The sequence below is a fragment of the Agrococcus sp. UYP33 genome, from assembly GCF_054060915.1.
Window position 1 is genome coordinate 609,671 of sequence record NZ_JBSSDR010000001.1, and the last position, 26,237, is coordinate 635,907.

Below are 26,237 nucleotides of genomic sequence, written 5' to 3' on the forward strand. Positions count from 1 at the left end.
AGGCAGCATGACGAGCGAGGCCGCATCGGACGCCGGCCGCCGGCAGCACTACGCCGACCTCTACGACCCGACTCCCCACGACGGTCCGACCGGCGTGCTGCTCGGCAACTGCCAGGCGGAGTCGCTGCGCCAGGCGCTCTCGGGCTCCGACGTGCGGCTGCTGCGGGTGCCGCCCGTGCACGAGCTCGAGGCGTCGGACCTGCCGCACCTCGAGCGGCTGCTCGCCGGCGTCGACGTCGTGGTCGCGCAGCCGATCCGCGACGACTACCGCGGCATGCCGCTCGGCACCCGGCAGCTGCTCGACGCCGCACGGGTCGGCGCGCGCTCGGCGATCGTGCCGGTGATCCGATTCGCCGGCCTCCACCCGTGGCAGGCGATCGTGCGGCCGCCGCACGACCCCTCTGCCGCCCCGCCGATCGTGCCGTACCACGACCTCCGCACGCTGGCCGAGGCCGCGGGGGCGGATGCGTCTGCGCCCGCGGCCTCGGCCGCCCTCCGTGAGGTCGGCCAGGCCTCGCTCGACCAGCTGCGGTGGCGGGAGGAGCGCTTCGGGACCGTGCCGATCTCGGACGTGCTCGCGCGCCCGACGTTCGACCACATGCGCACCATCAACCACCCCGGCAACCCCGTCTGGCACGCGCTCGCGGCGCGCGTGCACGACGTGCTCCGGCTCGGCGGAGCTCCCGCGCCGCTCCCCCGGCCGCTGCTCGACCGCGTGCACGCGCCCCGGGCCGCGCAGGTCATCGACGCCCTCGGCCTCGACGCGGAGCCGCGCGAGCACTGGATCGTCGACGGCGAGCGCGTGGACGACGGCGACGTGCGCGCGGCGCACCTGGCCTGGTACGGCGAGCACCCCGATGTCGTGGTCGCGGGCACCCGGCGGCACGCCGACGCGATGGCGGTGCTCGGGCTGTGACGGCCGCTCCGCCCGCGCTGCTCCATAGGGGCGACGCGCAGCACGGCGTCGACCGGTGCGCCCGGACGCTCGCCGACGCGACGCGGGCGATCCACCCCGGCGTGCGGCTCGAGCTGGACGGCGACGCAGCGGACGCCGAGCGCGTGCACCTGCACTTCACCGACCGGCTCTGGGGCGCGTCGCCCGAGTCCGCGGCCGACGCGGTCGAGGCGATCGCCGCCGGATCGCGGGTGGCGGTGACGCTGCACGACGTGCCGCAGCCCTCGGACGGCGTCGCCTCGATGCGGCGCCGCACCGAGGCCTACCGTCGCGTCGTCGACGCCGCCGAGCTCGTCGTCTGCAACAGCCAGCACGAGCGAGCGCTGCTGCGGGCGGCGCTCGGCGACGTGGCGGCGGAGGTCGTGCCCCTGCCCGCGGCGGCACCGCTCCGGCGGCCGCAGCGCTGGGAGCCGCTCGCCGAGGTCGCGGTGCTCGGTTTCTTCTACCCCGGCAAGGGACACCGCGAGGCGGTCGACGCCGTCGCCTCGCTCGAGCCGCCGATCGCCGTGACCGCGATCGGCCGTGCCGCCCCCGGCCATGAGGCGGAGCTCGCCGAGCTGCAGCGGTACGCCGCCGCCCGAGGCGTCGACCTCTCGGCGACGGGCTTCGTGCCCGACGACGCGCTGCTCGAGCGCGCGCAGCGCGCGGCCGTGCCGGTCGTCGCGCACCAGCACGTGTCGGCGTCCGGCTCGCTCAACGACTGGATCGCAGCAGGCAGGCGGCCCATCACGATCGTGAACGACTACTTCGCCGAGATGGCGGCCCTCCGACCCGGCACCGTCGAGCTCGTGGAGCGCGATGGCCTCGCAGCCGCCGTCGCCGCGGCGCTCCGCGACCCGTCGCGCACGTGGCTGCCGGACGACGCCCGCAGCGCCCCGCACCTCGACGACACCGCGGCCGCCTACCTCGACCTGTGGGCGGCGTGGTGACGGCGCCGTTCGGCCGTCCCATCGCGGGCAACGGCTGGGAAGCGCTCGACGCGGAGCCGGCGGCGCCACGGTCCGTCTCGGTGATCGTCGCGCACTACGACCAGCAGGAGCAGCTCGACCGCACGCTCGCGGCGCTGCGCCGCCAGACGCATCCCGCCGAGCTGCTCGAGGTGATCGTCGCGGACGACGGCTCCCCCACCCCGCCCCCGGTGCCGGACGACGTGACGCTCGTTCGGCAGCAGGATCTCGGCTTCCGCGTCGCTGCGGCTCGCAACCTCGGCGTGCGGCACAGCTCCGGCGACGTGCTGTGCTTCCTCGACGCCGACACAGCCCCCGAGCCGGACTACGTGTCGACGATCGCGCGGCTGCCCTCGCTCGCCCCGGACGTCGTCGCGGTCGGGCGGCGACGCCACGCCATGCTGGCCGGCAGCGGGGACGACCGTGCCATCGAGGTGGCCGGTGCGGCGCGCGCGATCGACGAGCCGGCCTGGCTCGCCGATGCCTACGCGCGCTCGCGCGACCTGCGCGACGCCGACGCGCGCTCCTACCGCTTCGTCATCAGCGCGGTCGTCGCGTGCAGCCGCTGGCTCTTCGACGACGTCGGCGGCTTCGACGAGACGTTCGACGCCTACGGCGGCGAGGACTGGGAGTGGGCGTACCGCGCGTGGCTCGGCGGCGCGGCCCTCGCGCACGTGCCCGACGCCGTCGCCTGGCACGACGGCCCCGACTGGGCGGGCCGCGACGAGGCCGACCGCCTGCGGCGCAAGAACGTCGAGACGCTGCGGCTCATGCAGTCGATCGCGGCACCGGGCTCAGCCCCGCGCGGCGTGCTCGTGCGCGAGGCGGATGTGCTCGTCACCCTGCGATCGGCCGGCTCCGCGGCCTCCGGCGTCGTCTGCGTCGACAGCATCCTGCAGGCCATGCCCGGCGCCCGCGTCATCGTGCCGCCGATCGCGCGGGAGGCGCTCGCCGCCGACCCGCGGGTCGTCGAGCGCTGGAGCGGCACGCCGAGGGTCGAGGTCGACCTCGCGGCGCCCGTGCACGTCGACGCCGCGGCCGCCGCGCGGCTCCGGGCGGCGATCGCCGAGGTGGGCGAGGGCGACCTGGGATCGATCGCGCTCGGTGCGCTCGTCACCGTCGCGGCCACGCGGGCGGGTGCGCGCGACCGCCGGTGGGGCCGGCCGACCGGGTGGCGCCGGGTCGAGCGCCCGGGCGACGGCATCGTGCCGCTGCCCGAGGCGCCCGACCTCGAGGCGTACCTCGGCGGCTGGTGGGCTCCCTGAGGCCGATCCTCAGTGCTCGGTGGCCTCAGTGCTCGGTGGCCTTCTCGGCGCCGGCGCCCGTGAAGGATCGCACCTCCATCTCGGCCTGCTTGACCTCGTGGTCGGCCGACGGCTTCGTGACGAGCGTGCCGATGATGCCGAGCAGGAACGCGAGCGGGATCGACACGATGCCGGGGTTCGACAGCGGGAAGATCGCGAAGCTCGCATCCGGGAACATCGACGTCTCGCGACCCGACACGGCGGGCGAGAGGACGATGAGCAGCACGCACGAGATGAGCCCGCCGTACATCGACCAGAGCGCGCCGCCGGTGTTGAAGCGCCGCCAGAACAGCGAGTAGAGGATCGTCGGCAGGTTGGCGCTCGCCGCGACCGCGAATGCGAGCGCCACCAGGAACGCGACGTTCTGCCCCTGCGCCACGATGCCGCCGATGATCGCGATGATGCCGATGACGACCACGGTGTAGCGGGCGACCCGCACCTCCGCACCCGGCGCGACGTCGCCGCGCTTGATGATGGATGCGTAGATGTCGTGCGCGAACGAGGTCGCCGCCGTGATCGCGAGTCCGGCGACCACCGCGAGGATCGTCGCGAACGCGATCGCCGAGATGATCGCCATGAGCACCGGGCCGCCGAGGGCGAGCGCGAGCAGCGGCGCCGCGGCGTTCTCGCCGCCCGCGGCCTCGCGGATCGTCTCCGGTCCGACGAGCGCTCCGGCACCGAAGCCGAGCACGAGCGTGAACAGGTAGAAGATGCCGATGAGCCAGATCGCCCAGACGACGCTGCGCCGGGCCTCCTTCGCCGACGGCACCGTGTAGAAGCGCATGAGCACGTGCGGCAGGCCCGCGGTGCCGAGCACGAGCGCGAGGCCCAGCGAGAGGAAGTCGATCGGGTTCGTGTACTTCAGGCCCGGGGCGAGGATCGCCTCGCCGTCGGGCGACGCGTCGATCGCGCGCTGCAGCAGCTCGTTGAAGTCGAACCGCACGATGAAGAGCACCATCAGGGTCAGGATGCCGGCCCCCGCGATGAGCAGCACGGCCTTGATGATCTGCACCCAGGTGGTGCCCTTCATGCCGCCGAAGATGACGTAGACGATCATCAGCACGCCGACGACGGCGACGGTGATCGTCTTCGCGATCGGCTCGGTGAAGCCCATGAGCAGCGCGACGAGGCCACCGGCGCCGGCCATCTGCGCGACGAGGTAGAAGAAGCAGACCGTGAGCGTCGCGAGCGCCGCCGCCATCCGCACCGGGCGCTGCTTCAGCCGGAAGCTGAGCACGTCGGCCATCGTGAAGCGGCCGGTGTTGCGCAGCAGCTCGGCGACGAGCAGCAGCGCGACGAGCCACGCGACCAGGAAGCCGATCGAGTAGAGGAAGCCGTCGTAGCCCGCGACCGCGATCGCGCCGCAGATGCCGAGGAAGCTCGCGGCCGACAGGTAGTCGCCGGCGATCGCGATGCCGTTCTGGCGGCCGGAGAACGACCGCCCCGCGGCGTAGAACTCGTTCTCGGTCGCCTTGCGGCGCGAGACGCGGAAGACGATGAAGAGCGTGACCGCGACGAACGCCGCGAACACGATCATGTTGATGGTCGGGTTGATCTCTTCGAGGCTCACGGGGCCGGCCTGGATGATCACCGCGCACCCCCCGACTGCGCCGCCTGCTCCATCTCGTGCGCGAGCGGCTCGGTGAGCGGGTCGTAGGTGCGGTTCGCCCAGCGGCTGTAGGCCATCGTGATGACGAACGTCGAGACGAACTGCGCGAGGCCGAAGAGCAGCCCGACGTTGATGTTGCTGTCGCCGATGCGGGTCGCGAAGAAGCTCGGCGCGAAGCCGGCGATCAGCACGTACGCGAGGTACCAGCCGAGGAAGAGCACCGTGAGCGGGACGATGAAGCCCATGAAGGTGCGCCGCAGGCGCTGGAACTCGGGTGAGCGCTGCATCTGCAGGCTGCGCTCGGCTACGGGGTCGGACTCAGGCATGCGTGACGCTCCCATTCCCGGACGCGACGCTGCGCCCGCCTCACCGTCGAGGTGCGACGAGCGTAGCGGCGCGAGGCGCGGATGCTGAGGAATCCGCGGAATCCGGCCCGGCCGGGCGCGTCGCTATTTCACGGCTCCCGCGGTCAGGCCGCCGACGATGTACTTCTGCAGCCAGAGGAACAGCGCCATGACGGGGATGGCCGCGAGCACGGCACCGGCGGCGAACACCGGGTAGTTCGAGTTCGTCTCGTCCGAGACGAGCCGGAAGAGGCCGACCGCGAGGGTCAGCTTGTCGTTGCTCGACAGCAGCGTCGAGGCGATCACGAACTCGCTCGTCGTGGCGATGAACGAGAGCAGGCCCACGACGGCGAGGATCGGGGCCACGAGCCGCAGGATGATCGTGAAGAAGATGCGGGCGTGCCCCGCGCCGTCGATCTTCGCCGCCTCGTCGATCGAGGTCGGGATCGTGTTGAAGAAGCCGTACATCAGGTAGGTGTTCACCCCGAGCGCGCCGCCGAGGTAGACGAGGATGATGCCGATCTGCGAGTCGAGCCCCAGCACCGGGAAGATGTCGCTGATGCCGCGCATGAGCAGGTAGATCGCGACGACCGCGAGCAGCTGCGGGAACATCTGCACGAGGATGAGGCTCAGCAGCCCGACCCGGCGGCCGGTGAACCGCAGCCGGCTGAAGGCGTAGGCCGCGAGCGCGCCGAGGAAGACGGTGCCGGCCGACGTGACGAGGCCGATCACCATCGTGTTGGCGAACCACGCGGCGTAGGGGCGGTTCGGGTCCGTGAAGAGGTCGACGTAGTTCTCGAGCGAGAAGTTGCGGAACAGTGCGTTCGAGCCGGTGAGCGTGCCGCCGGGGTTCAGCGAGGCGCTCAGGACGTAGACGAGCGGGAACGCGGCGAAGATCACCACGGCGATCCCGATGAGGTGGCGCCAGCCGAGCTCCCGCACCCACTTGCGGAAGCTCATCCGCGGCTGCGGGGCGGGGCGGCGCTCGGGCTCGGCGTCGAGCTCGATGGCGGCGGGGTCGATGTTGATGCTCATCAGTGCAGATCCTCCAGTGCCCTGGTCTGGCGGAACGAGATCGCCGAGACGGCGGCGACGACGATGAAGATGAGGATCGAGAGCGCGGCCGCCAGGCCGTAGTCGCGGTTGCCGCCCTCGAACGCCGTCTTGTAGACGAGCGTGATCAGCAGGTCGGTGTGGCCGACGTTCTCGGTGACGCCCTCCATGCGGGGACCGCCGCGCGTGAGCATGTAGGTGGTGTTGAAGTTGTTGAAGTTGAAGGCGAACGACGAGATCAGCAGCGGCGCGGTCGACACGAGCAGCAGCGGGAACTTGATGCCGCGGAACACCTGCCAGCCGTTCGCGCCGTCGACGGTCGCCGCCTCGGTGAGCTCCTCCGGGATCGACTGCAGCGCGCCCATGCAGACGAGGAACATGTAGGGGAAGCCCAGCCACACGTTCACGAGCAGCACCGAGAACTTCGCGAGCCACGGATCCGTGAGCCACGGGATGTTCGCCGACCCGAACAGCACTTCGTTGACGAAGCCGAACTCGGTGTTGAGCAGGCCGAGCCAGACGAGCGCCGAGAGGAACGACGGGAAGGCGTAGGGGAGGATCGAGAGCACGCGGTAGACCTTGCGCGAGCGCATCCGCGGGTCGTTGAGCGTGAGCGCGAGGAACAGGCCGAGGAAGAACGACAGCCCCACCGAGAGGATCGCGAAGGCGAAGGTCCAGACCGCGACGCCGAGGAGCGCGCCGCCGAACCGCGGGTTCTCGAACGGATAGAGGAAGTTCTCCGGGCCGACCACGATCTGCCAGCCGGTGCCGAGCACCTCGCCGCCCTCGGTCTCGAACTGGCCGTTGCCGAGGTCGGCGTAGACGGTGTCGGTCGTGGTGTCGGTCATCGTGCCGGCGGCCTCGTCGTAGACGAAGACCGACTGGAAGACGAAGGCGTTGCGCGCATCCGTCGTGCGGAGGAAGCCGTCGGCGAGGTCGTCGCTCAGCGGCACCTGCAGGGCGGCGACCTCCTGTTGCCGCTGCAGCACGTCCTGCTGCTGCAGGCTCGTCCATCCCTCTGCCGCGACGGCGCGGTCGCCGTCGAGCGTCACCGCTCCCGGCTCGAGGGGCTGCAGCGGCTCCCCCTGGGTGCCGACGAGCACCTCACCCTCGGGCGAGGTCGCGAGCAGGCCGAGCCCGCCGGGGCCCTCGACGAGCTGCACGAGGTAGGTGGGCGACCCCTCGACGCGCTGCGTGTTCTGCAGCACGATCGCCGAGATCGCGTCCTCCTTCGTCGAGTTGTGCCCGTCGCCGTAGTTCGTGAACGCGATGTAGAGCGAGTACACGACCACGAACACCTGGAACACGGCGAGGAAGATGAGGCCCGGCGTCAGGTACTTGCCGGGCAGCAGCCCCGGCGACAGGTAGACGATGTTGACGAGCAGCGTGGTGACGGCGACGAGGCCGAGCACGAGCCAGTCCCCGCGGAAGAACAGCATCGACATCGCGAAGACCGCGACGGCGTCGACGATCGCGAGCAGGAGGATCTTGACCGCCAGCACCTTCATGCTGGGCGGCGCGGTGCTGATGCTCCGCTTGCGCGTCGCCTTGCTGTCCTTCGAGACGGTCGTCGTCACGCGGAGCTCCTGATCACCGAGGTGGGTTGCGGGGATGGCGCGGCGGCCGGCCCGATGGGACCGACCGCCGCGTCGAGAGGGGGTCAGCCGTCGAGCGAGCTCTGGATCTTGTCGGCCATGGTCGTCCAGACCGTGGCCGGGTCACCGCCCTGCTGCGCGATGATCTGTCCCTCCGCGACGCCCCAGTCCTCCCACAGGAGGCCCATCTCGGGGATGTTCGGCATCGGCACGCCGGCAGCGCCGACCTCACCGAAGGCGGCGACGTCCTCGTTGGACTGCGCAGCCTCGAACGCCGAGGTCAGCGCGGGCGCGCGCTGGCCGGTCTCGTAGATGGCCGTCTGCGCCTCCTCGCCGGCGATGTACTCGGTGAGGAACTGCGAGGCGACGATCGGGTTGTTCGCGTAGGCCGAGACCATGAAGCCCTGCACGCCGACGAACGGCGTGGCGGGCTCGCCGCCGGCGGACGGGATCTCGCTGACCGCGTAGTTGACGCCGGCCTCCTGGAACGCGGAGAGGTTCCACGGACCGGTGATCGTGTAGGGCGACGCACCGCTCGCGAACTGCTCCTTGGCGATGTCCTGGCTGATGTTCGGGTTGATGATGCCCTCTGCCGACCACTGGCCCAGCGCCTGCGCGAACGCGACGTTGCCCTCGTTGCCGAGCTGCAGGTCGTCGGCGTTGTAGGAGCCGTCCTCGTTGATGCCGAAGACCGGGCCGCCGAACGACGCCTGCAGCGGGTACAGGTGGTACGGGTCGGCGTTGTTCGGGTCGATGCCGACGAGCAGCGGGAACTCCGCGGATCCGGCGTCGACCGCGGCCTGACCGGAGGAGATGAGCTCGTCCCACGTGGCGGGCGCCTCGGGGGCGAGGTCGGTGTTGCGCACGAGCGCGATGTTCTCGATCGACACGGGCACGCCGTAGGTCGATCCCTCGAACGTCATGGCGTTGACGGCGATCTCCTGGAAGTCGCCCGCGGTGTCGCCGAGCTCGACCGGCGCGATGACGCCGTTCTGCGCGAGCTTGCCGATCCAGTCGTGCGCGCCGACGATGACGTCGGGGCCCTCGCCGGACGGCGCCTGGGTGGTCAGGTTCTCGTCGATCGAGTCGAAGTCCTGCACGACGACCTCGACGGTCGTGCCGGTCTCCTCCTCGAACGTCGCGACGACGTCGGTCAGGGCATCCGCCCGGTTCTGGTCCATCCAGATGACGAGCTCGCCGCCGCCCTGGGGCGCTGCCGACTCGCTCTGCGACGGAGCGGGGGCGGGGGTGCCGCCGCCGGAGCATGCCGCGAGCGAGAGCGCGAGCGCCCCGACTCCGGCGACCTTCATGAGGCTGCTCTGCTTCATGGTTGCGTTCCTCAGCTTTCGGGACTCGCGGCGCCGACGGCCATCGTCGGCTGAGCCCGGCTCATCGTGGCGGTCGGGTGCGGCGAATGGCAAGCCGAAGCGCCCCCGCTCCGCCAATCGTTCGCAACTCGTGACCTTGCGCGTGCTCCGCGCGCACCCAGTCGCCTCCGCATAGCCTTGGTCGCATGACCGACGCCTCGACGCAGTCCGCGCCCGACGCCCACCTCACCCCGACCGCCCCCGGCAGCGAGTGGTGGCGATCCGCCGTCATCTACCAGATCTACCCGCGCTCGTTCGCCGACGCCTCGGGCGACGGGATCGGCGACCTCGCCGGCATCGCCGCTCGCCTCCCGGCGATCGCCGACCTCGGCGTCGACGCGGTGTGGCTGAGCCCGTTCTACCGCTCGCCGCAGAAGGACGCCGGCTACGACGTCGCCGACTACACCGACGTCGATCCGCTCTTCGGCACGCTCGACGACTTCGACCGGATGCTCGCCGAGGCGCACGCGCTCGGCCTGCGGGTGATCGTCGACCTCGTGCCCAACCACTCGTCCGACCAGCACGCCTGGTTCCAGGAGGCGCTCGCCGCCGGCCCCGGCAGCGAGGCGCGCGAGCGCTACATCTTCCGCGACGGCAAGGGCGAGTCCGGCGAGCTGCCCCCGAACAACTGGCAGAGCGTCTTCGGCGGCCCGGCGTGGACGCGCGTGCCCGACGGCCAGTGGTACCTGCACCTGTTCGACACGTCGCAGCCCGACTTCGACTGGAACCACCCCGCCGTGGGCGACATGTTCATCGACGTGCTGCGGTTCTGGCTCGACCGCGGCGTCGACGGCTTCCGGGTCGACGTCGCGCACGGCAACGCGAAGGCCGAGGGGCTGCCCGACGTCGACGTCGAGCTCGTCGCGGCCGGCTCGATGGACTCGCCGTTCTTCGGCCAGGAGCACGTGCACGAGATCTACCGCCGCTGGCACGAGGTGCTCGCCGCCTACGACGGCGACCGCGTGCTGTGCGCGGAGGCGTGGGTCACGCCGCTCGAGAAGATGGCGCGCTTCGTGCGCCCCGACGAGATGCACCAGGCGTTCAACTTCGTCTACCTCGAGACCCCGTGGGACGCGAAGCTGCTGCACGAGGTGATCGACGACTCGATCTCGGCGTTCGGTGCCGTCGGCGCTCCCCCGACCTGGGTGCTCTCGAACCACGACACGATCCGGCACCGCACGCGGCTCGCGCTCGTGCCGCCGCCCATCCACGGCGCCGGCATCGGGCCGACGTCGCGCTCGAAGGCCGACCCGACCGTCTCGCTGCGCCGCGGCCGCGCCGCCACCGCGCTCATGCTCGCGCTGCCCGGCGGCGCCTACGTCTACCAGGGCGAGGAGCTCGGGCTCCCCGAGGTCACCGCGATCGAGCCGCACGAGCGCCAGGACCCGACGTTCGCGCGCACGGGCGGAGAGCTGTGGGGCCGCGACGGCTGCCGCGTGCCTATCCCGTGGGAGTCGGCCGCGCCCGCCTACGGCTTCAGCGAGACCGGTGAGACCTGGCTCCCGCAGCCGCCGCTCTGGGGCGAGCTCGCCCGCGACCGCCAGGAGCACGACCCCGACTCGACGCTCGCGATGTACCGCCGCGCGCTGCACCTGCGGCGCGAGCTGGGTCTCGGCACCGGCACCCTCGAGTGGCTCGACGTCGGCCCGACGGCGCTCGCGTTCCGCAACGGCTCGATCACGGTGGTCGCGAACCTGGGCCACGACGCGGTCGACGTGCCCCGCGGCGAGATCCTGCTCGCCTCGTCGCCGCTCGACTCGGCGTCGCTCTCGGCCGACGAGGTCGTCTGGGTCCGCACGGCGTAGCCGCCGCCCCGCGACGACGAAGGGCCCTGCCACCCGGCAGGGCCCTTCGTCATCCACCCGCTGGTCGCACCCACCCGCTGGTCGAGTAGCACGCCGAAGGCGCGCGTATCGAGACCACACTCCACCCGCTGGTCGAGTAGCACGCCGAAGGCGCGCGTATCGAGACCACACCCTCCGGTCGAGCACCGACCCACCGGCGCGCGCATCGAGACCGGCACCCGCGCTAGCGGTACTCCAGGTTCATCTCGCGCGTCTGCAGCCACAGCAGCGGGTCGAACGACACGTAGTCGGCGTTCTTCAGCTCGAGGTGCAGGTGCGGGCCCGTGGAGCGGCCGGAGTTGCCCACCTGCCCGATGACGGTCGTGATGTCGACGACCTGCCCGACCTCGACGGTGAGCGAGCCGGGCAGCATGTGGCCGTACCAGGACTGCACGAACTGGCCGTCGATGTTGTGGTCGATGAAGACGGAGTAGCCGCCACCGCCAGGGTTGTTGCCCTGGAAGACGGCCGAGACGACGCCGTTGGCGATCGGGCGCACGTCGGTGCCGATGCCGGGGATGAAGTCGCTGCCGCCGTGGAAGCCGCCGGGCCGGTAGCCGAAGCCGCTCGACATCGGCACCTGGTCGAGGTTCGGGAAGGGCGTCTGCACGAAGCCGGTCTCGAGCATCCCCCACACCTGCGGGAACGCGGGGTCCCCGGTGTAAGACGGGCCGGCCACCTCGGAGTCCGCGACCGCCTGGTAGGCGGCGAGCTCGCCCGGCGCCATGCGCGCGGCGGCGATCTGGTCGTTGACGATGATGTCGTCGCGCTGGAAGTAGCCGGTCGACTCCGCGTTGACGCCCTCGAGCGTCTGGACGCCCTCGCTCATCTGCGCGACCTCGGGGTCGAGGCCGTTCGGCGCCTGCACGGCCTGCGCAGGCAGCGACGTGACGACCACGAGCGAACCGATGAAGAGCAGCGCGCCACCGGCGGTGATCTTCTGCACGATCTTGCGCGCACCGCGCTTGGACTGCGTCGGCGGCGCGATCGGCGCCTGGCGGATGACGCGCGGCGCAAGGGCGCGCGGCACGGGCCGGACGCTGGGGATCAGGTCACCGCCGTTGCCGAGCGACGGGGCGTCGACGACGATGCTGGGCGACTCGAAGGTCGGCTCGGCGATCTGCACCGGGAGGTCACGGGCGATCTGCGTCGCCGCGTCGCGCATGGCGCGTCGCGTCGTGTAGAGCGGCGCGGAGCCCTCGACGACGGTCACGCGCTCGGCGGCGCGCGCCTCGCTCGCGGTGAGGGCGATGGCCTCGGCGGCGCGCTCGCGATCGCGGACCGATCGCCGCGTAGCGGCGGGAGCCGCATCGGGTCGGGAGACGCCCTCAGGGGACGAGCGGAGTGCTCGTCGGGTGGGGTGCGTCACGCTGGATGCCGTCCTGATGCTCGATGTGCGGTGGGGCGCGCAGCTGGATCTGTCTGCAACTGTGCGGTGCCGGAAACGATGCTCGCATGAACCGGCCGTGGCGAGAAGCGGCACGCTGTGCGTCCGATCATCACTCGCTCAAGGTTCAAATATAACGGAACGGTAACGAGAGGGCAAGGTGTCAGACCTCGTGCGGGGCGAGCGGCTCGAGCAGCGCCGCGAGCTCGCCGGCGAGCGCCGGATGCGCGGCCAGCAGGAACGCGGAGCTCGCGGGCGCGCCGTCCCAGCCCCGGACGTCCCCGCCCGCCTCCTCGACAAGCAGCGCGCCTGCAGCCATGTCCCACGGCTGCAGGCCGCGCTCGTAGTAGCCGTTGAGCCGGCCGCAGGCGACCGAGGCGAGGTCGAGCGCCGCCGAGCCGATCCTGCGGATGTCGCGCACCGAGCCGATGAGGCCCTGCACGACCGCCGCCTGCCGCTCGCGGCGCCCGGCGTCGTAGCCGAAGCCCGTGCCGACGAGCGCCATCGAGGCCGGCACCGCATCCGCGACCCGGATCTCCCTGCCGTCGAGCCGGGCTCCCTCGCCGCGGAGCGCCTCGAACCGCTCCCCCGTCGCGCCGTTGATGACGACGCCCGAGAGCGCCCGCCAGGTCGTCGGCTCGGGCTCACCCTCGACGAGCGCGATCGAGACCGCGTAGGCCGGGATGTCGTAGAAGTAGTTGACCGTGCCGTCGATCGGGTCGATGACCCACGTGAGGCCGGAGGTGCCGGCGACGCTCGCGCCCTCCTCACCGAGGATGCCGTCGTCGGGCCGCGCCGCCTGCAGGCGCTCGACGACGAAGCGCTCGACCTCGCGGTCGGCCTCGGTGACGATATCGACGAGGCTCGACTTGCTCGCCGCGACGGCGACGCCCTCGTGCCGGCGCGTGCGCGCGAGCTCGGCCGCCTCGGTGGCGATGCCGACGACCAGGTCATGGAGCTCGCGCATGCCTCGAACCTACCGCGCACGCCGCCGGGCGGCCGCGGTCGCCCGGCCGCCTGTGGGGCATGTATCCTTGACGACGGCCTGTGCGGCCACGGCGAGTTACCCAAGCGGCCAAAGGGATCTGACTGTAAATCAGACTGCTCAGCATTCGGGGGTTCGAATCCCTCACTCGCCACCGATCCGAAGCCCCGCCCTCGAGGCGGGGCTTCGTCGTTGCCGCACGTGGCCCGGTGGATCCCCTCGGAACCTCGGTGATCTAGGGTTGCGGTATGGCAGATTCCTCGTTCGATGTGGTCAGCAAGGTCGACAAGATGGAGGCCGAGAACGCGGTCAACCAGGCCCGCAAGGAGGTCGAGCAGCGCTACGACTTCAAGGGGGTCGGCGCCGACGTCTCGTGGAGCGGCGACAGCCTGCTGCTGAAGGCCTCCAGCGAGGAGCGCGTGAAGGCCGTGCTCGACGTCGTGCAGTCGAAGTTCGTCAAGCGCGGGATCGACCTGAAGATGCTCGACGCCGGCAAGCCGTACGCCTCCGGCAAGGAGTTCCGCATCGAGGTCGGCCTGAAGGACGGCATCTCGACCGAGGACGCGAAGAAGGTCACGAAGCTCGTGCGCGAGCAGGGCCCCAAGACCGTGAAGACGCAGATCCAGGGCGACGAGGTGCGCGTCACCTCGAAGAGCCGTGACGACCTGCAGGCCACCATCCAGCTGCTCAAGGGCGCTGACCTCGACATCGACCTGCAGTTCATCAACTTCCGCTGACCGCCGGCCGTGGAGCTGACGCAGGCGCTGGGCGCGCTCTGGATCGCCCTCGACGTGGCGCTGCGCCTGCTCGCACTCGTCGTCATCCCCCACAACCGCAGGCCCGCGACCGCCATCGCGTGGCTGCTCATCGTCATGATCCAGCCGGTCGTCGGCTGGATCGTGTTCCTGCTGCTCGGGAACAACCGGGTCTCGCGCGGCCGTCACGCGAAGATGTCGGCGATCCAGGAGCTCATCGGCGAGAGCACGGAGGCGATCGACGACGCGACGCCGCCCACGGAGCGCCCGTCGTGGCTGCCGGGCGTGCTCGAGCTCAATCGCACGCTCACCTCGATGCCGCACGTCGGTCCCTCGTCGGGCATCGTCTGGGGTGAGTTCGACGCGCAGCTCGAGGCGATGGCCCGCCGCATCGACGAGGCGGAGCACTGGGTGCACGTCGAGTTCTACCTCATCGTCGCGTCGGAGCGCACCGAGCCGTTCTTCGCGGCGCTCGAGCGGGCGACCGCCCGCGGCGTCACCGTGCGGGTGCTCGTCGACCACTTGACGAGCGTGCGCTACCCGCGCCGCAAGGAGACGCTCGCGCGCCTCGACGCCATGGGGGCCGAGCTGCGCGACATGCTGCCGCTGCGACCGTGGGCGGGCAAGTGGCAGCGCCCGGACCTGCGCAACCACCGCAAGCTCCTGGTGGTCGACGGCCGGGTGGGCTTCACCGGCTCGCTCAACCTCATCGACCCCTCCTACCTGTGGCGGCGCAACCTGCGGCGCGGCCTGCAGTGGCGCGACACCTGGATCGAGCTGAGCGGCCCGCCCGTGCGGGCGCTCGACGTGCTCTTCTGGTCGGACTGGTGGGCCGAGACGAACGAGCTCGTCGAGCTCGCGACGAGCGAGTCCGAGACGGGCGGCGACCTGCTGGCATCCGCCATCCCCTCGGGGCCGGGCTTCGAGGGCGAGATCAACCTGCGCGTCTTCGTCGAGCTCGTGCACGCCGCGGAGGATCGCATCACGATCGTCAGCCCGTACTTCGTGCCCGACGACGCGATGCGCTACGCGATCACCTCCGCCGCGATGCGCGGCGTCCAGGTGGAGCTCTACGCGAGCGAGATCGGCGACCAGTTCTGGACCTATCACGCGCAGCGCTCCTACTACGAGGAGCTGCTGCGCGCCGGCGTGCGCATCATCCTGTTCGAGAAGCCGACCGTGCTGCACTCGAAGTTCATGACCTTCGACGACCGGGTCTCGGTCATCGGCTCGTCGAACATCGACCTGCGCTCCTTCGGCCTCAACTTCGAGGTGTCGATGCTCATCGAGGGGACCTCGATGGTCGCGCAGCTCCACGGCATCGCCGAGGGGTACCGGCGGCAGTCGACCGAGCTGCAGCTCGACGACTGGATGGCGCGACCGCGCGTCGCGCAGCTGTTCGACAGCGTCGCGCGGCTGACCTCCGCCCTGCAGTAGCGGCTCAGCCGAGCAGCATCGCGAGCCCCACGACGACCGCGAACGCGATCACCACGGTGCGCAGCGCCCACGACGGCACCCGCCGCGAGAGCCAGCCGCCGGCGAGCCCGCCGAGCAGCGAGCTCGCGAGCATGACGAGCACGACGCCCCAGTGGATGAGCGGCGAGAAGGCGAGGATGAGCACGCCCGTGCCGTTGATGACGCCGGCGATCGCGTTCTTGAGCGCGTTGTGGTGCTGCAGCGAGTCGTGGATGACGAGCCCGAGCATCGCGAGCATCATCACGCCGATGCCGGCGCCGAAGTACGAGCCGTAGATGCCGATCGCGACGAACGCCGCCCTCGTGACCCAGCCGCCGGTCGACTCGACGTCGAACCCGGCCGCGTCGTCGCGGCGGAGGCCCTTCGCCACGAGCGGCTGCGCGGCGAAGAGGGCCGCAGCGGTGAGCACGAGCCACGGCACGATCGCCTCGAAGGAGTCGGACGGGGTGAGGAGCAGCAGCACCGCGCCGATGACGCCGCCGACCGCGGCGAACGGGGCGTTCGCGATGAAGCGGCGGCGCTGGCGGCGCAGCTCCTGGCGGTAGCTCCACGCGCCACCCACCGTGCCGAGCAGCAGTCCGACCGACGACGTCATGTTGGCGGCGAGGGGGCTCATGCCGGCCGCGAGCATCGCCGGGAAGGTGATGAGCGTGCCGCCGCCCGCGGCCGCGTTGATGGCGCCTGCGCCGAGGGAGGCGAGCGCGATCAGCAGGTAGCCGGGCAGCTCCACGTCAGCGCCCGCCCCGCGGCTGCGGCGCGGTCACTCGTCGCGCGAGACGGAGATCATCTCGTCGCGCGGCACGACCTTGATGCGGGTGCGGCCGTGCGGCTCGCCGAGGGCCATCTCGTGCTGGTCGAGGCGGATCCAGCCGTCGATGTCGGTCCAGGCGACGCCGCGCTCGCGCAGCAGCGCGGGCACCGCATCCGGGTCGTACGCCTCGGGCGTCCACCACGAGTGCTCGTCGCCGAGCAGGTGCTCGACCGTCTCCTTCGCGTCGGACTTCGTGTGCCCGATGAGGCCCACCGGCCCGCGCTTGATCCACCCGGTCGCGTACATGCCCGGCATCGGCCGCGAGCCGTCCTGCACGCGCCCGGCGATGTTGGGGACGACCCCGCGGCGCTCGTCGAAGGGCACGTCGGGCAGCGGCGAGGAGAAGTAGCCGACCGCGCGGTAGACCGCCTGCACGGGGATCTCGCGGTACTCCCCCGTGCCCTCGAGCCCGTGCTCGGTCGGCCGGGTGCGCTCGATGCGCAGCGCCTCGACGCGGCCGTCGCCGAGCACGGCGTCGGGCCGCGACCAGAAGTGCAGGTGCAGCCGGCGCGACGCCTGCCCGACCTCGCGCTGCCGCCACTGCTCGAGCACGCGCGAGATGACGAGGATCTGCTTGTTCTGCTTGAGCGTCTCCTCGTCGGGGTCGACGCCGAAGTCGTCGTCATGGAGGATCATGTCGACGTCGCGCAGCTCGCCGAGCTCGCGCAGCTCGAGCGGCGTGAACTTGACGTTCAGCGGGCCGCGACGGCCGAAGACGTGCACGTCGGTGACCGGGGATGCCTCGAGGCCGTCGACTACGTTGGCCGGCACCTCGGTGGGCATGAGGTCCTCGGGGTGCTTCACGAGCATCCGGGCGACGTCGAGCGCGACGTTGCCGTTGCCGATCACCGCGATCTCCTTGGCCTCGAGCGGCCACTCGCGCGGCACGTCGGGGTGGCCGTCGTACCAGGAGACGAAGTCGGCTGCGCCATAGGAGCCGGGCAGGTCGATGCCGGGGATGTCGAGCGGCGCGTCCTTCGTCGCCCCGGTCGCGAAGATGACGCCGTGGTAGAGCCGCTCGAGGTCGGCGAGCGTGATGTCCTCGCCGAACCGCACGTTGCCGAACAGCCGCACGACGCCCGACTCGAGCACCTCGCGGAGCGCGGCGATGATGCCCTTGATGCGCGGGTGGTCGGGCGCGACGCCGTAGCGGACGAGCCCGTAGGGCGCGGGCAGGTGCTCGAACAGGTCGATGAGCACCTCGCGGCCGGACTCGGCGGCCGACTTCTTCAGGATGTCGGCGGCGTAGATGCCCGCCGGGCCGGCGCCGACGACGGCGATGCGGAGCGCTGCGCTCACGATTCTCCTCAGGTGCGGGGCGGCCTCGCCGCCCGAGTCTTCTTCAGTCGGGGTTCAGCGGGTGCGCGAGACGACGTGGTCGGCGAAGGTCTCGAGCCCGCGGCGCACGGTGCCCCGGGGCAGCGGCGCGAGCGCCTCGAGGGCGCTGCGCTGCCAGCGCTCGGCCTCGGCGATCGTCTCGTCCACGACCGGATGCGCGGCGAGCTCGGCGACCGCGGCCGCGAGGTCCGCGTCGTCGGCCGGGCTCTCGAGCCGGGCGTGCAGCCGGGCGGAGGCCTCGTCGTCGCGCTTCGCGAGCAGCAGCACGGGCAGCGTCGCCACGCCCGCGCGCACGTCGTTGCCCTGGTCCTTGCCCGTCTCCGGGTCGGCGGAGAGGTCGATGACGTCGTCGACGATCTGAAAGGCGACGCCGATGCGCTCGCCGAACAGTCGCAGCGGCTCGCGGAAGGCGTCGTCAGCACCGCTCACGACCACGCCGAGCTCGGCGGCGGCGGCGATGAGCGAGCCGGTCTTGTCGGCGAGCACCTGCAGGTAGTGGTCGACCGCATCCGCGTCGCCCGGTCCGAGCGTCTCGTGCAGCTGGCCGAGGCACAGCCGCTCGAACGTGCGCGCCTGCAGCACCGCGACCTCGCGGCCGAGCGGCGCGGCGATCTGGCCGGCGCGGGCGAAGAGCAGGTCGCCGGCGAGGATCGCGACGGAGTTGCCCCAGACGGTGTGCGTCGACGGCACCCCGCGGCGGGTGTCCGCCTCGTCCATCACGTCGTCGTGGTACAGGCTCGCGAGGTGCGTGATCTCGACGACCTCGGCGGCCGAGAGCACGTCGTCATCGACGCCGGAGCCGAGGTGGGCCGTGAGCAGCAGCAGCAGCGGGCGGGCGCGCTTGCCGCCGGCCTCGAGCAGGTAGCGGGTGACCGCATCCGCGACCGGGTCGGCGACCCGCAGGTGCGCGTCGAGGCGCGCCTCGAGCTCGTCGAGGCCGCGGTCGACGTTGTCGACCACGCGAGCGTCCGCGGGCGCGACGAAGCGCGGCCCTCGCAGGCCGAAGGCCTCAGCGATCGACGGCATCAGTCGGCCTGCTCCTCCGCCTGCGCGTGGCGCGCGATGCGCATCGCGGCGGTCTGCTCCGTGGGCTTGCGGCCGCGGTGCAGCGCCACCACGCCCATGGTGAGGTTGCGGTGCGCGACGCGCGTGAAGCCCGCGGTGCGGATCCACTGCGAGAGCGACTGCTGGTCGGGCCACGAGCGGATCGACTCGACGAGGTAGCGGTAGGCCTCGGGGTTGGAGCTCGCCACCTTGGCCATGCCGGGCAGCATCGTGCCGAGGTAGAGCTCGTAGCCCTTGCGCACGACGTTCACCGGCGGCTGCGAGAACTCGCAGATCACAAGGCGGCCGGAGGGCTTGAGCACGCGGTAGAACTCGCTCAGCGCGACGCGCGGGTGCTGCACGTTGCGCAGCCCGAACGAGATGGTGACGGCGTCGAAGGTGTCGTCCTCGAACGGCAGCTCCTCGGCGGAGCCGTGCACGAACTCGATGTCGGCGTGCCGCTTGCGACCCTCCTCGAGCATCCCCTGGCTGATGTCGAGCGCCGTCACGAGCGCGCCGGCCCTCGCCATCGGGGCGGCCGAGGCACCGGTGCCCGCGGCGACGTCGAGGATGCGCTCGCCCGGCTGCGGCCGCACGGCGCGCTGCATGTGGATGCGCCAGAGCTTGTCGTTGCCGCCCGAGAGCAGCGAGTTGAGGAGGTCGTAGCGCTTGGCCGTCGCGTCGAACATGCCCGCGACCTCTGCTGGGTCCTTCTGCATGTCTGCTCGGCTCACGTCCTCCATCCTAGGCTCCCCGACGTGCGGGCCTTCCGGCGGCCGTCCAGGCTCGTGGTCGCCGGCCGGCACGGCCTCGTCGCGCGGCGCGACGATAGGCTGGCTGGCATGCCGGCCCTGCGGGCGCGCACCGAGCGCGCGGAGCTCGGACGCCTGCTGGAGCACGCCGATCCGCGCGCACCGCTCGCGATCCGACGCGGCGCCGACGGCATCGTCGGGCGCGGCGAGGCCCTGCGGCTCGAGTTCCGCGGCCCCTCCAGGCTGACGGATGCGGCGGACGCGTGGCGCGAGGTGGCCCGCGACGCGCAGGTCGACGACGAGGTGGGCGTGCCCGGCACCGGGCTCATCGCCTTCGGCGCCTTCGCGTTCGACGACGCCTCCGCGGCCACGAGCGTGCTCATCGTGCCGCAGCTCGTCGTGGGCCGCCGCGGCGATGACGAGTGGGTGACGTGGATCGGCGACGGCAGTCGCCTGCACCCGACCGCGATCGACGAGGTGCGCGTCGAGCTCCACGACGGCGCCATCGGCGCGAAGCGCTACCGGGCGATCGTCGCCGCGGCGACCGAGCGCATCCGTGCCGGCGACGCCGAGAAGGTCGTCGTCGCGCGCGACCGGGTGGGCCAGCTGCCGCCCGAGGGCGACATCCGCTCGGTCGTGGTGGGCCTCGGCCGCCGCTACCCGGATGCCGTCACCTACGCTGTCGACGGCGTGGTGGGCGCGAGCCCCGAGACGCTCATCGCCGCGCACCGGGGCCACTTCTTCTCGCGCGTGCTCGCGGGCACCGCAGCGCGCGGCGCGACCCCGTCGCTCGACGCGGAGATCGCGGAGTCGCTCGCAAGCGGCGACAAGGACGTGCGCGAGCATCGCTTCGCGGCCGACTCGGCCATCGAGGTGCTGCGCGAGCTCGCGCCCGACACCCGGGCGTCGGAGCCGTTCCCGCTGCGGCTGCCCAACCTGTGGCACCTCGCGACCGACATCACCGGCACGCTGGGCGGCAGCTCGACGCTGGACGTCTTGGCGCTGCTGCATCCGACGGCCGCGGTCGCCGGGACGCCGCGGGCCGCGGCGCTGGCGATCATCCGAGAGCTCGAGCGCGTCGATCGGGGCCGCTACGCGGGGCCGGTCGGCTGGGTCGACGCGGAGGGCGGCGGCGAGTGGGTCATCGCGCTGCGCGGCGCCGAGATCGACGCGGACGGCTGCATCCGCGCCTTCGCGGGCGCCGGCGTCGTCGCCGGCTCCGACCCGCACGACGAGCTCACCGAGACGGCCGTGAAGCTGCGCCCGATCACCGACGCGCTCGCCGATCCGCTCCCCTAGCGCCCGTCACGGATCGAGGGAGGTCCGTCGGCGCATGAGCAGCGGTCGTCCGGCCGCTGCCGGTGCGATCCCCCTCGTCCTGCGCCACCCGGCTACATCGCAGCCTGGTGCTCGCCCTTCGCTGCGACCTGCTTCCCGACCTTCTCATCCTGCTTCCCGGCCTTCTTGCCCTGCTTCCGGGCCTTCTTGTCCTTCTCCTCGTGCTTCTTGTTCTTCTTGTTCTTCTTTTCCTTCTTGCCGGCCTTCTTGCCCTGCTTCTCGGCCTTCTTGCCCTGCTGCTCGTCCGCCCCGCCCTGCTCCTCGCCGGCTGCCGACTGCTCGTCCGCGTCCCCGGTATCCGTCACCGCGACATCCCCCGTCGCCAGCAGCCGCTCCCGCTCCGCGGCCACGTCGAAGTCGGCCACCGGCCACTGCGGGTCGATCCGCTCGAGGGCCTCGACGAGCAGCTCGTGCACCGCGAGGCGCGCGAACCACTTCCGGTCGGCGGGCACGACGTGCCACGGCGCCGAGGCGCGGGCGGTGCGGTTGATCGCGATCTGGTATGCCTCCATGTAGTCGTCCCACCGCTGGCGCTCGTCGATGTCGCCGGGGTTGAACTTCCAGTGCTTGTCGGGCCGATCGAGCCGCTCGAGCAGCCGCGTGCCCTGCTCCTCGCGCGAGATGTGCAGCATCACCTTCACGAGCGCGATGCCGCGCTCGGCGATTCCCCGCTCGAACTCGACGATGTGGCCGTACCGCTCCTGGATGGCATCGGGCGTCGACAGCCCGCGCACGCGGTGGATCAGCACCTCCTCGTAGTGCGAGCGGTCGAAGACGCCGATGAAGCCGGGCTGCGGCAGCTCCCGCTCGACGCGCCAGAGGAAGTCGTGCAGCCGCTCGGCGGCCGTCGGCGCCTTGAACGCCTTGATGCGCACGCCCTGCGGGTCGACCTGGCCGACCACGTGGCGCATGATCCCGCCCTTGCCGGAGGTGTCCATGCCCTGCACCATCAGCAGCACCGCGCGCTGGCCGCCCACACGGCTCTCGGCGAAGAGCCGCTCCTGCAGCTCCTCGAGCCGGTCGGCGCCGGCCGCGAGCGCGGCCTCCCCGGCGGCCTTGTCGCCGTCGAAGCCGGGGGTGGATGCGGGATCCACGTCGGCGAGGCGGACGGAGCGGGTGACGCGCAGCGCGTCGGTGATCGCTGTCATGGGCCGAGCGTAGTCGGCCGGCTCAGCGCCTGCCCTGGACCCCCGGCGAGACGGCGCGGCCGAGCCTGCCGGCCTTCGGCGCCTCGAGCTTGCTCGACATGAGCGTGCTCACCCAGCCGAGCCGCGGGTCGGGGTCGACGATGAGCGTCTTCACGGCGAGCGTGGCCGGCAGCGCCAGCAGCGCGCCCACCGGCCCGAGCGCGTAGGCCCACACGAGCAGCGACAGGAACGAGGTCGCGGGCGTGACGCCCACCGCATCCCCCGCGACCTTCGGCTGGATGAGCGACTGCATCACGAAGTTGATGACGCTGAAGAGGATCGCGGTCAGCAGCGCGTTGATCGGCCCGTTCGCGAGCAGCGCCATGAGCGTCGGCGGGATGACGCCGACCACGAAGCCGACGTTGGGGATGTAGTTGGTGACGAACGCGAACACGGCCCAGACGAGCGCGAGCGGCACCCCGAGGGCGGTGAGCGCCACGAGGTCGAGCGCGGAGACGATGAGGCCGAAGAGCGTCGTCACGACCCAGTAGCGCTGCACGCCGGCGGCGAAGCGGTCGACGCCGCGGACGATGCCCGGGTTGGTGAGCGCGATCCGCTCGACCCGCGCGGGGATGTTCATCGAGTCCCACGCGAGGAAGAACACCACGACCGTGAGCGTCGCGAGGAAGGCGAGCACGCTGCCCGCGTTCGACAGCACGCTCGTCAGCGCGCTCGCGATCGCGCTCGGGCTGAAGGCGCTCTGCAGCTGGTGCAGCGCCTCGTCCTGCGAGACGCCGAAGCCCTCGAGCCACGTGAGCACGTCGCGGTAGAGCGCGTTGAACTCCGGGCCGTAGGACGGCAGCTCCTGCACGAGCGACTGCACCGACCAGTAGATCGACCAGAAGAGCGCCGCGAGGAACACGTAGACGGTCAGCAGCGCCGCGAGCGCGGCCACGAGCCGCGGCGCGCCCTTGCGCAGCAGCCACTGCTGCAGCGGCAGCACGGCGATCACGAGGTTCACGCCGAGGAACACCGGCGCGACGAAGGTCGCGACCTGGCTGAGCAGGATGAGCACCGCGATGGTCGCGATGATCGACAGCAGGATGATGAGCGTGCGCGGCAGCATCCAGCGCCGCTCGACCGCCTCGGTCACCGCCGGCACGACCGGCAGCTCGCGCTGCCGCTGCCACGGCCAGCGCATCAGTCGCGCCTCGCGCGCGGCGGCTCGACGACCGCCTCGCGCCCCGTGAAGCCGTCCATGCCCTCGTTGACGCCGAGCGCATCCGCGAGCCGGTCGGCGATCGCCGCGGGCAGCACCTTGAGCGCCGGGACGACGCGGACGAGCGGCGGCAGCGCGAGCATCGACCGGCGGGAGTCGATCGCGGCGAGGATGCGCGTGGCGACCGCGGCCGACGACAGGATCGGCAGCAGCGCCGGCACCTTCGTCGTGACGCCGGCGAACATCCCGGTGTCGATGTAGAAGGGCGCGACGGTGAGCGTCGTGATCGGCGACCGCTCCTTGCGCAGCTCGGCCCGCAGCGACTCCATGAAGCCGACCGCCGCGAACTTCGAGGCCGCGTAGTCGGTCTGGCCGGCGACCCCGATGAGCCCCGCCGCGCTCGCGACCGTGACGATGCGGCCGCGGCCGGCATCGCGCATCGCGGGCAGGAGCGCTCGGGTGACGAGGATGGGCGCGATCGCGTTCACGCGCATCGTGCGATCGATCTGCGCGGCGGTGAGCTCGGCGAGCGGGCGGCCGGAGACGACGCCGGCGTTGTTGATGAGCACATCGACCGGCCCGAGCATGAGCGTCTCGGCGGCGGCGAGCTCGATCGCGTCGGCGTCGGCGAGGTCGACCACCACGACCGTCCCGCGGCCGCCCGCCTCGTGCACGGCATCGGAGACCGAGCGCGCTGCCTTGGCGTCGCGGTCCCAGATGACCACGTGCGCGCCGTTGCGAGCGGCGCCGAGCGCCACCAGCCGGCCGATGCCGCTCGCGGCACCGGTGATGACGATGGTCGTGCCGGCGCCGATCGCACCCGGCCGGCCACCGGCGTCAGAGCCCCTGCGCATCCGTCTCCCCCTCCAGCACAGCCTCGATGATGCCGGGCTCCGACTGCGAGAGCGCCCTGCGGAGGCCGGCGCGGTCGACGACCCGCTCGTAGGGCCAGCCGTAGGCAGCGGCGAGGTGCTCGAGGTCGACGTCGTGGGGGGTGCGCTGGACGCGCGAGAAGTCGTCGGGGTCGGCGCTGCCCGCCACCTCGAGCAGCTCGAAGAGCGAGCCGCCGCGGTCGTTGCCGACGATGATCTGCAGCCGCGGCCGCTCCTCGCCGGGCGGCACGAGCAGCCCGCCCGCGTCGTGCAGCAGCGCGAGGTCGCCGATGAGCAGCCGCGTGAGCCCGCCGGCGCCCGACCGCTCGTGCGCGATCGCCACGCCGGACGCCGTGCTGACGGTGCCGTCGATGCCGGCGAGGCCGCGGTTGGCGCGCGCCGTGACCGCCTTCGGCCCGGCATAGGAGTCGAGCTCGCGGATGAGCCGGGAGGCGGCGACGACGAGCCGGTCGTGCGGCCAGGTGCGGTCCCACACCGCCGTGACGAGGTCGCGGCGCGAGATGGCGGTGCGACCCTCGGCGAGCTCGGCGCGGGCGTAGGCGGCGCGGGGCAGCTGCGAGTCGGGGGCGCGCTCGGCGTCGCGCTCGGCTGCGAGGGCTCGGCCGGCGGCGATCCAGCGGTCGATCCACGCCCGGTCGGGCTCGGCCTCGATCACCTGGATGCGTCCGGAGCGCACGCTCGTGACGCCGGTGCCGCGCACGTTGTCCTGCCCGGCGCGGCCGATGGCGACCACCTCGACGTCGGGGCGGCGGATGAGCCCGGTCACGGCGCGCGCGAGCGTCGGGTGGCCCATCACCACCACCCGCCGCACCTCGTCGGCGAGCGAGGCGATGACGTCGCGGCCGTGCGGCACGAGCATGGGGCCGAAGCGGGCACCGGAGGTGGGCTCGGCGATGAGCGGCGCGCCGATCGCCTCGGCGAGGTCGACGGCCGCGGGACCGGCGTCGGCGCCGGCGATGACGACGGTGCGCTCTGCCGCCTCGAGCGTCGAGGTCGGCAGCGGCGGGCGCTCGACGCGGGCGACGGCCGGTCCGTGTGCGCGCTCGCCGCCGGAGAGCGGCTCGCGGAAGGCGATGTTCAGCTGCACCGGGCCCGGCTCGGTGTGCGCGGCGGGATCGCCCTCGCCGCGCCAGCCGAGCGCGGCGCGCACGGCGGCGACGGCGTCGCCCTCGGGGTCGTGCAGGGCATCCGCCCCGATGTCGAGCACCACGCGCGCCGCCTCGCCGAAGATGCCGGGCTGGCGGGTCGTCTGGTTCGCGCGGATGCCCTGCAGCTCAGCCGGGCGGTCGGCCGTGATGGCGATGATGGGCACGTCGCTGTGGTGGGCCTCGAGCATCGCGGGGTGCAGGTTCGCGAGCGCGGTGCCGCTCGTGACGACGATGGCGGCGGGCTGCCCCGTCTCGCGCGCGAGGCCGAGCGCCAGGAACGCGGCGGTGCGCTCGTCGACGCGCACGTGCAGGCCGATGCCGTCGTCGCGCGCGGCGCGGGCCGCGGCGAGCGCGATCGCCTGCGAGCGGGAGCCCGGGCAGACGACGATGTCGGCGACGCCTGCGGCGGCGAGGGCGGCGACCAGCCGGTCGGCGTATGCGGCGGCGGCGAGCGCCTCAGGCACGCGCGGGGTCGCCGTCGTCAGGTGCCCGGTGGCCCTGCCCGTCTGTGTCGTCGTCCGCCGGGGCATCGCGCTCGGCCTCGGGCTCGGGAGCCGGCTCGGGCTTCGGCTGCGGCTTCTCGGGCCGCACGATCTCGACCTCCGCGTCGAGCGCGGCGAGCTGCGCCTCGATCTCGGCGATGCGGCGATCCGCCTCGTCGTCGGTCACGTCGCTCGAGCGCTTGAAGGACGGGTCGTCGTCCGGGGCCATCGGGCGGGCCGAGGAGACCGGTCCCTTGCCCCAGGCGAGCCAGCCGAGCGGACCGATGATCGGCAGCACCACGATGAGCACGACCCACAGCACCCGGTTCAGTCGGCGGATGCGTCGATCGTCGGTGACCGTGAGGTCGACGAGCGCGTAGACCGTGACCACGAGGGCCAGGACTCCGCCGATGATCAACCACCTCATGGCTCCACCCTACGTCCGGAGTCTGTGGGTCGCTCAT

General features: G+C 72.2%; 22 protein-coding genes, 1 tRNA gene and 1 pseudogene. 8 read left to right on the forward strand and 16 right to left on the reverse strand.

Annotation, left to right across the window (positions count from 1 at the left end; genetic code table 11):
- Positions 1-7: 7 nt before the first annotated feature.
- Genes ACVWW9_RS02910 through ACVWW9_RS02920 form a run of 3 tightly spaced genes read left to right on the forward strand, consistent with a single transcriptional unit; the run spans position 8 to position 3,167 of the window.
- Positions 8-916 (forward strand): WcbI family polysaccharide biosynthesis putative acetyltransferase, encoded by a 909-nt coding sequence (locus tag ACVWW9_RS02910; protein ID WP_456514302.1) that lies wholly within the window; start codon positions 8-10, stop codon positions 914-916.
- Complete coding sequence (locus ACVWW9_RS02915; protein WP_456514303.1) at positions 913-1,884, forward strand: hypothetical protein; 972 nt, start codon at positions 913-915, stop codon at positions 1,882-1,884. The genes ACVWW9_RS02910 and ACVWW9_RS02915 overlap by 4 nt, the downstream gene beginning before the upstream one ends.
- Entirely contained in the window at positions 1,881-3,167 is a 1,287-nt protein-coding gene (locus ACVWW9_RS02920) for a glycosyltransferase family 2 protein (protein ID WP_456514304.1), read from the forward strand. Before ACVWW9_RS02915 ends, ACVWW9_RS02920 begins: the two co-directional genes overlap by 4 nt.
- Before the next feature lie 25 nt (positions 3,168-3,192).
- Here the strand turns inward: ACVWW9_RS02920 and ACVWW9_RS02925 are convergent, their stop codons facing one another.
- The 5 genes from ACVWW9_RS02925 to ACVWW9_RS02945 all read right to left on the reverse strand — a co-directional run bounded on the left by ACVWW9_RS02925 (position 3,193) and on the right by ACVWW9_RS02945 (position 9,135).
- A complete protein-coding gene (locus ACVWW9_RS02925; protein ID WP_456515398.1) occupies positions 3,193-4,743 on the reverse strand; it encodes a solute symporter family protein in 1,551 nt (516 codons plus the stop codon).
- A gap of 50 nt (positions 4,744-4,793) precedes the next feature.
- Entirely contained in the window at positions 4,794-5,141 is a 348-nt protein-coding gene (locus tag ACVWW9_RS02930; RefSeq protein WP_456514305.1) for a DUF485 domain-containing protein, read from the reverse strand.
- A gap of 123 nt (positions 5,142-5,264) precedes the next feature.
- Positions 5,265-6,119, reverse strand: a complete 855-nt coding sequence (locus ACVWW9_RS02935) for a sugar ABC transporter permease (RefSeq protein ID WP_245989997.1) — start codon at positions 6,117-6,119, stop codon at positions 5,265-5,267.
- A gap of 74 nt (positions 6,120-6,193) precedes the next feature.
- Complete coding sequence (locus tag ACVWW9_RS02940) at positions 6,194-7,789, reverse strand: ABC transporter permease subunit (RefSeq protein ID WP_456514306.1); 1,596 nt, start codon at positions 7,787-7,789, stop codon at positions 6,194-6,196.
- 83 nt (positions 7,790-7,872) lie between these two features.
- Complete coding sequence (locus ACVWW9_RS02945; RefSeq protein ID WP_456514307.1) at positions 7,873-9,135, reverse strand: sugar ABC transporter substrate-binding protein; 1,263 nt, start codon at positions 9,133-9,135, stop codon at positions 7,873-7,875.
- Between the two features lie 185 nt (positions 9,136-9,320).
- Here ACVWW9_RS02945 and ACVWW9_RS02950 point away from each other — a divergent pair, with 185 nt between their 5' ends.
- Entirely contained in the window at positions 9,321-10,979 is a 1,659-nt protein-coding gene (locus tag ACVWW9_RS02950) for a glycoside hydrolase family 13 protein (RefSeq protein WP_456514308.1), read from the forward strand.
- Positions 10,980-11,202: 223 nt separating this feature from the next.
- Here ACVWW9_RS02950 and ACVWW9_RS02955 read toward each other — a convergent pair whose 3' ends face one another.
- On the reverse strand, positions 11,203-12,387 hold the full coding sequence (locus tag ACVWW9_RS02955; RefSeq protein ID WP_456514309.1) for a M23 family metallopeptidase: 1,185 nt from the start codon (positions 12,385-12,387) through the stop codon (positions 11,203-11,205).
- A gap of 181 nt (positions 12,388-12,568) precedes the next feature.
- Positions 12,569-13,372, reverse strand: a complete 804-nt coding sequence (locus tag ACVWW9_RS02960; protein WP_456514310.1) for an inositol monophosphatase family protein — start codon at positions 13,370-13,372, stop codon at positions 12,569-12,571.
- A gap of 90 nt (positions 13,373-13,462) precedes the next feature.
- Between ACVWW9_RS02960 and ACVWW9_RS02965 the strand changes: the two genes are divergently transcribed.
- The 3 genes from ACVWW9_RS02965 (at position 13,463) to ACVWW9_RS02975 (ending at position 15,582) form a co-directional block, all read left to right on the forward strand.
- Positions 13,463-13,544 (forward strand) — tRNA-Tyr (locus ACVWW9_RS02965).
- Positions 13,545-13,638: 94 nt separating this feature from the next.
- Positions 13,639-14,127, forward strand: coding sequence for a YajQ family cyclic di-GMP-binding protein (locus tag ACVWW9_RS02970; protein ID WP_123696238.1), 489 nt, complete (start codon positions 13,639-13,641; stop codon positions 14,125-14,127).
- A gap of 9 nt (positions 14,128-14,136) precedes the next feature.
- A complete protein-coding gene (locus ACVWW9_RS02975; RefSeq protein WP_354258656.1) occupies positions 14,137-15,582 on the forward strand; it encodes a phospholipase D-like domain-containing protein in 1,446 nt (481 codons plus the stop codon).
- Between the two features lie 4 nt (positions 15,583-15,586).
- Here the strand turns inward: ACVWW9_RS02975 and ACVWW9_RS02980 are convergent, their stop codons facing one another.
- Genes ACVWW9_RS02980 through ubiE form a run of 4 tightly spaced genes read right to left on the reverse strand, consistent with a single transcriptional unit; the run spans position 15,587 to position 19,557 of the window.
- On the reverse strand, positions 15,587-16,351 hold the full coding sequence (locus ACVWW9_RS02980) for a sulfite exporter TauE/SafE family protein (RefSeq protein ID WP_456514311.1): 765 nt from the start codon (positions 16,349-16,351) through the stop codon (positions 15,587-15,589).
- 30 nt (positions 16,352-16,381) lie between these two features.
- Entirely contained in the window at positions 16,382-17,731 is a 1,350-nt protein-coding gene (locus tag ACVWW9_RS02985) for an FAD-dependent oxidoreductase (RefSeq protein ID WP_456514312.1), read from the reverse strand.
- Positions 17,732-17,785: 54 nt separating this feature from the next.
- Complete coding sequence (locus tag ACVWW9_RS02990; RefSeq protein ID WP_456514313.1) at positions 17,786-18,796, reverse strand: polyprenyl synthetase family protein; 1,011 nt, start codon at positions 18,794-18,796, stop codon at positions 17,786-17,788.
- Positions 18,796-19,557, reverse strand: coding sequence for a bifunctional demethylmenaquinone methyltransferase/2-methoxy-6-polyprenyl-1,4-benzoquinol methylase UbiE (ubiE, locus tag ACVWW9_RS02995; RefSeq protein ID WP_456514314.1), 762 nt, complete (start codon positions 19,555-19,557; stop codon positions 18,796-18,798). The genes ACVWW9_RS02990 and ubiE overlap by 1 nt, the downstream gene beginning before the upstream one ends.
- A 99-nt stretch (positions 19,558-19,656) precedes the next feature.
- Here ubiE and ACVWW9_RS03000 point away from each other — a divergent pair, with 99 nt between their 5' ends.
- Entirely contained in the window at positions 19,657-20,865 is a 1,209-nt protein-coding gene (locus tag ACVWW9_RS03000; RefSeq protein ID WP_456514315.1) for an isochorismate synthase, read from the forward strand.
- Positions 20,866-21,221: 356 nt separating this feature from the next.
- Here the strand turns inward: ACVWW9_RS03000 and ACVWW9_RS03005 are convergent.
- From ACVWW9_RS03005 to ACVWW9_RS03025, 5 genes and pseudogenes are all read right to left on the reverse strand, one after another.
- A pseudogene (locus tag ACVWW9_RS03005) lies at positions 21,222-22,052 on the reverse strand (PPK2 family polyphosphate kinase); the annotation flags it as partial.
- Positions 22,053-22,074: 22 nt separating this feature from the next.
- A complete protein-coding gene (locus ACVWW9_RS03010; protein ID WP_354258641.1) occupies positions 22,075-23,232 on the reverse strand; it encodes an AI-2E family transporter in 1,158 nt (385 codons plus the stop codon).
- Complete coding sequence (locus ACVWW9_RS03015) at positions 23,232-24,104, reverse strand: SDR family oxidoreductase (RefSeq protein ID WP_456514316.1); 873 nt, start codon at positions 24,102-24,104, stop codon at positions 23,232-23,234. Before ACVWW9_RS03015 ends, ACVWW9_RS03010 begins: the two co-directional genes overlap by 1 nt.
- Positions 24,088-25,755: a 2-succinyl-5-enolpyruvyl-6-hydroxy-3-cyclohexene-1-carboxylic-acid synthase gene (menD, locus tag ACVWW9_RS03020; protein WP_456514317.1), complete on the reverse strand. Its 1,668-nt coding sequence runs from the start codon at positions 25,753-25,755 to the stop codon at positions 24,088-24,090. Before menD ends, ACVWW9_RS03015 begins: the two co-directional genes overlap by 17 nt.
- Positions 25,748-26,200 carry a PLDc N-terminal domain-containing protein gene (locus tag ACVWW9_RS03025; RefSeq protein ID WP_456514318.1) on the reverse strand — a complete coding sequence of 151 codons (453 nt, stop codon included), beginning with the start codon at positions 26,198-26,200 and terminating at the stop codon, positions 25,748-25,750. Before ACVWW9_RS03025 ends, menD begins: the two co-directional genes overlap by 8 nt.
- Positions 26,201-26,237: the final 37 nt, after the last annotated feature.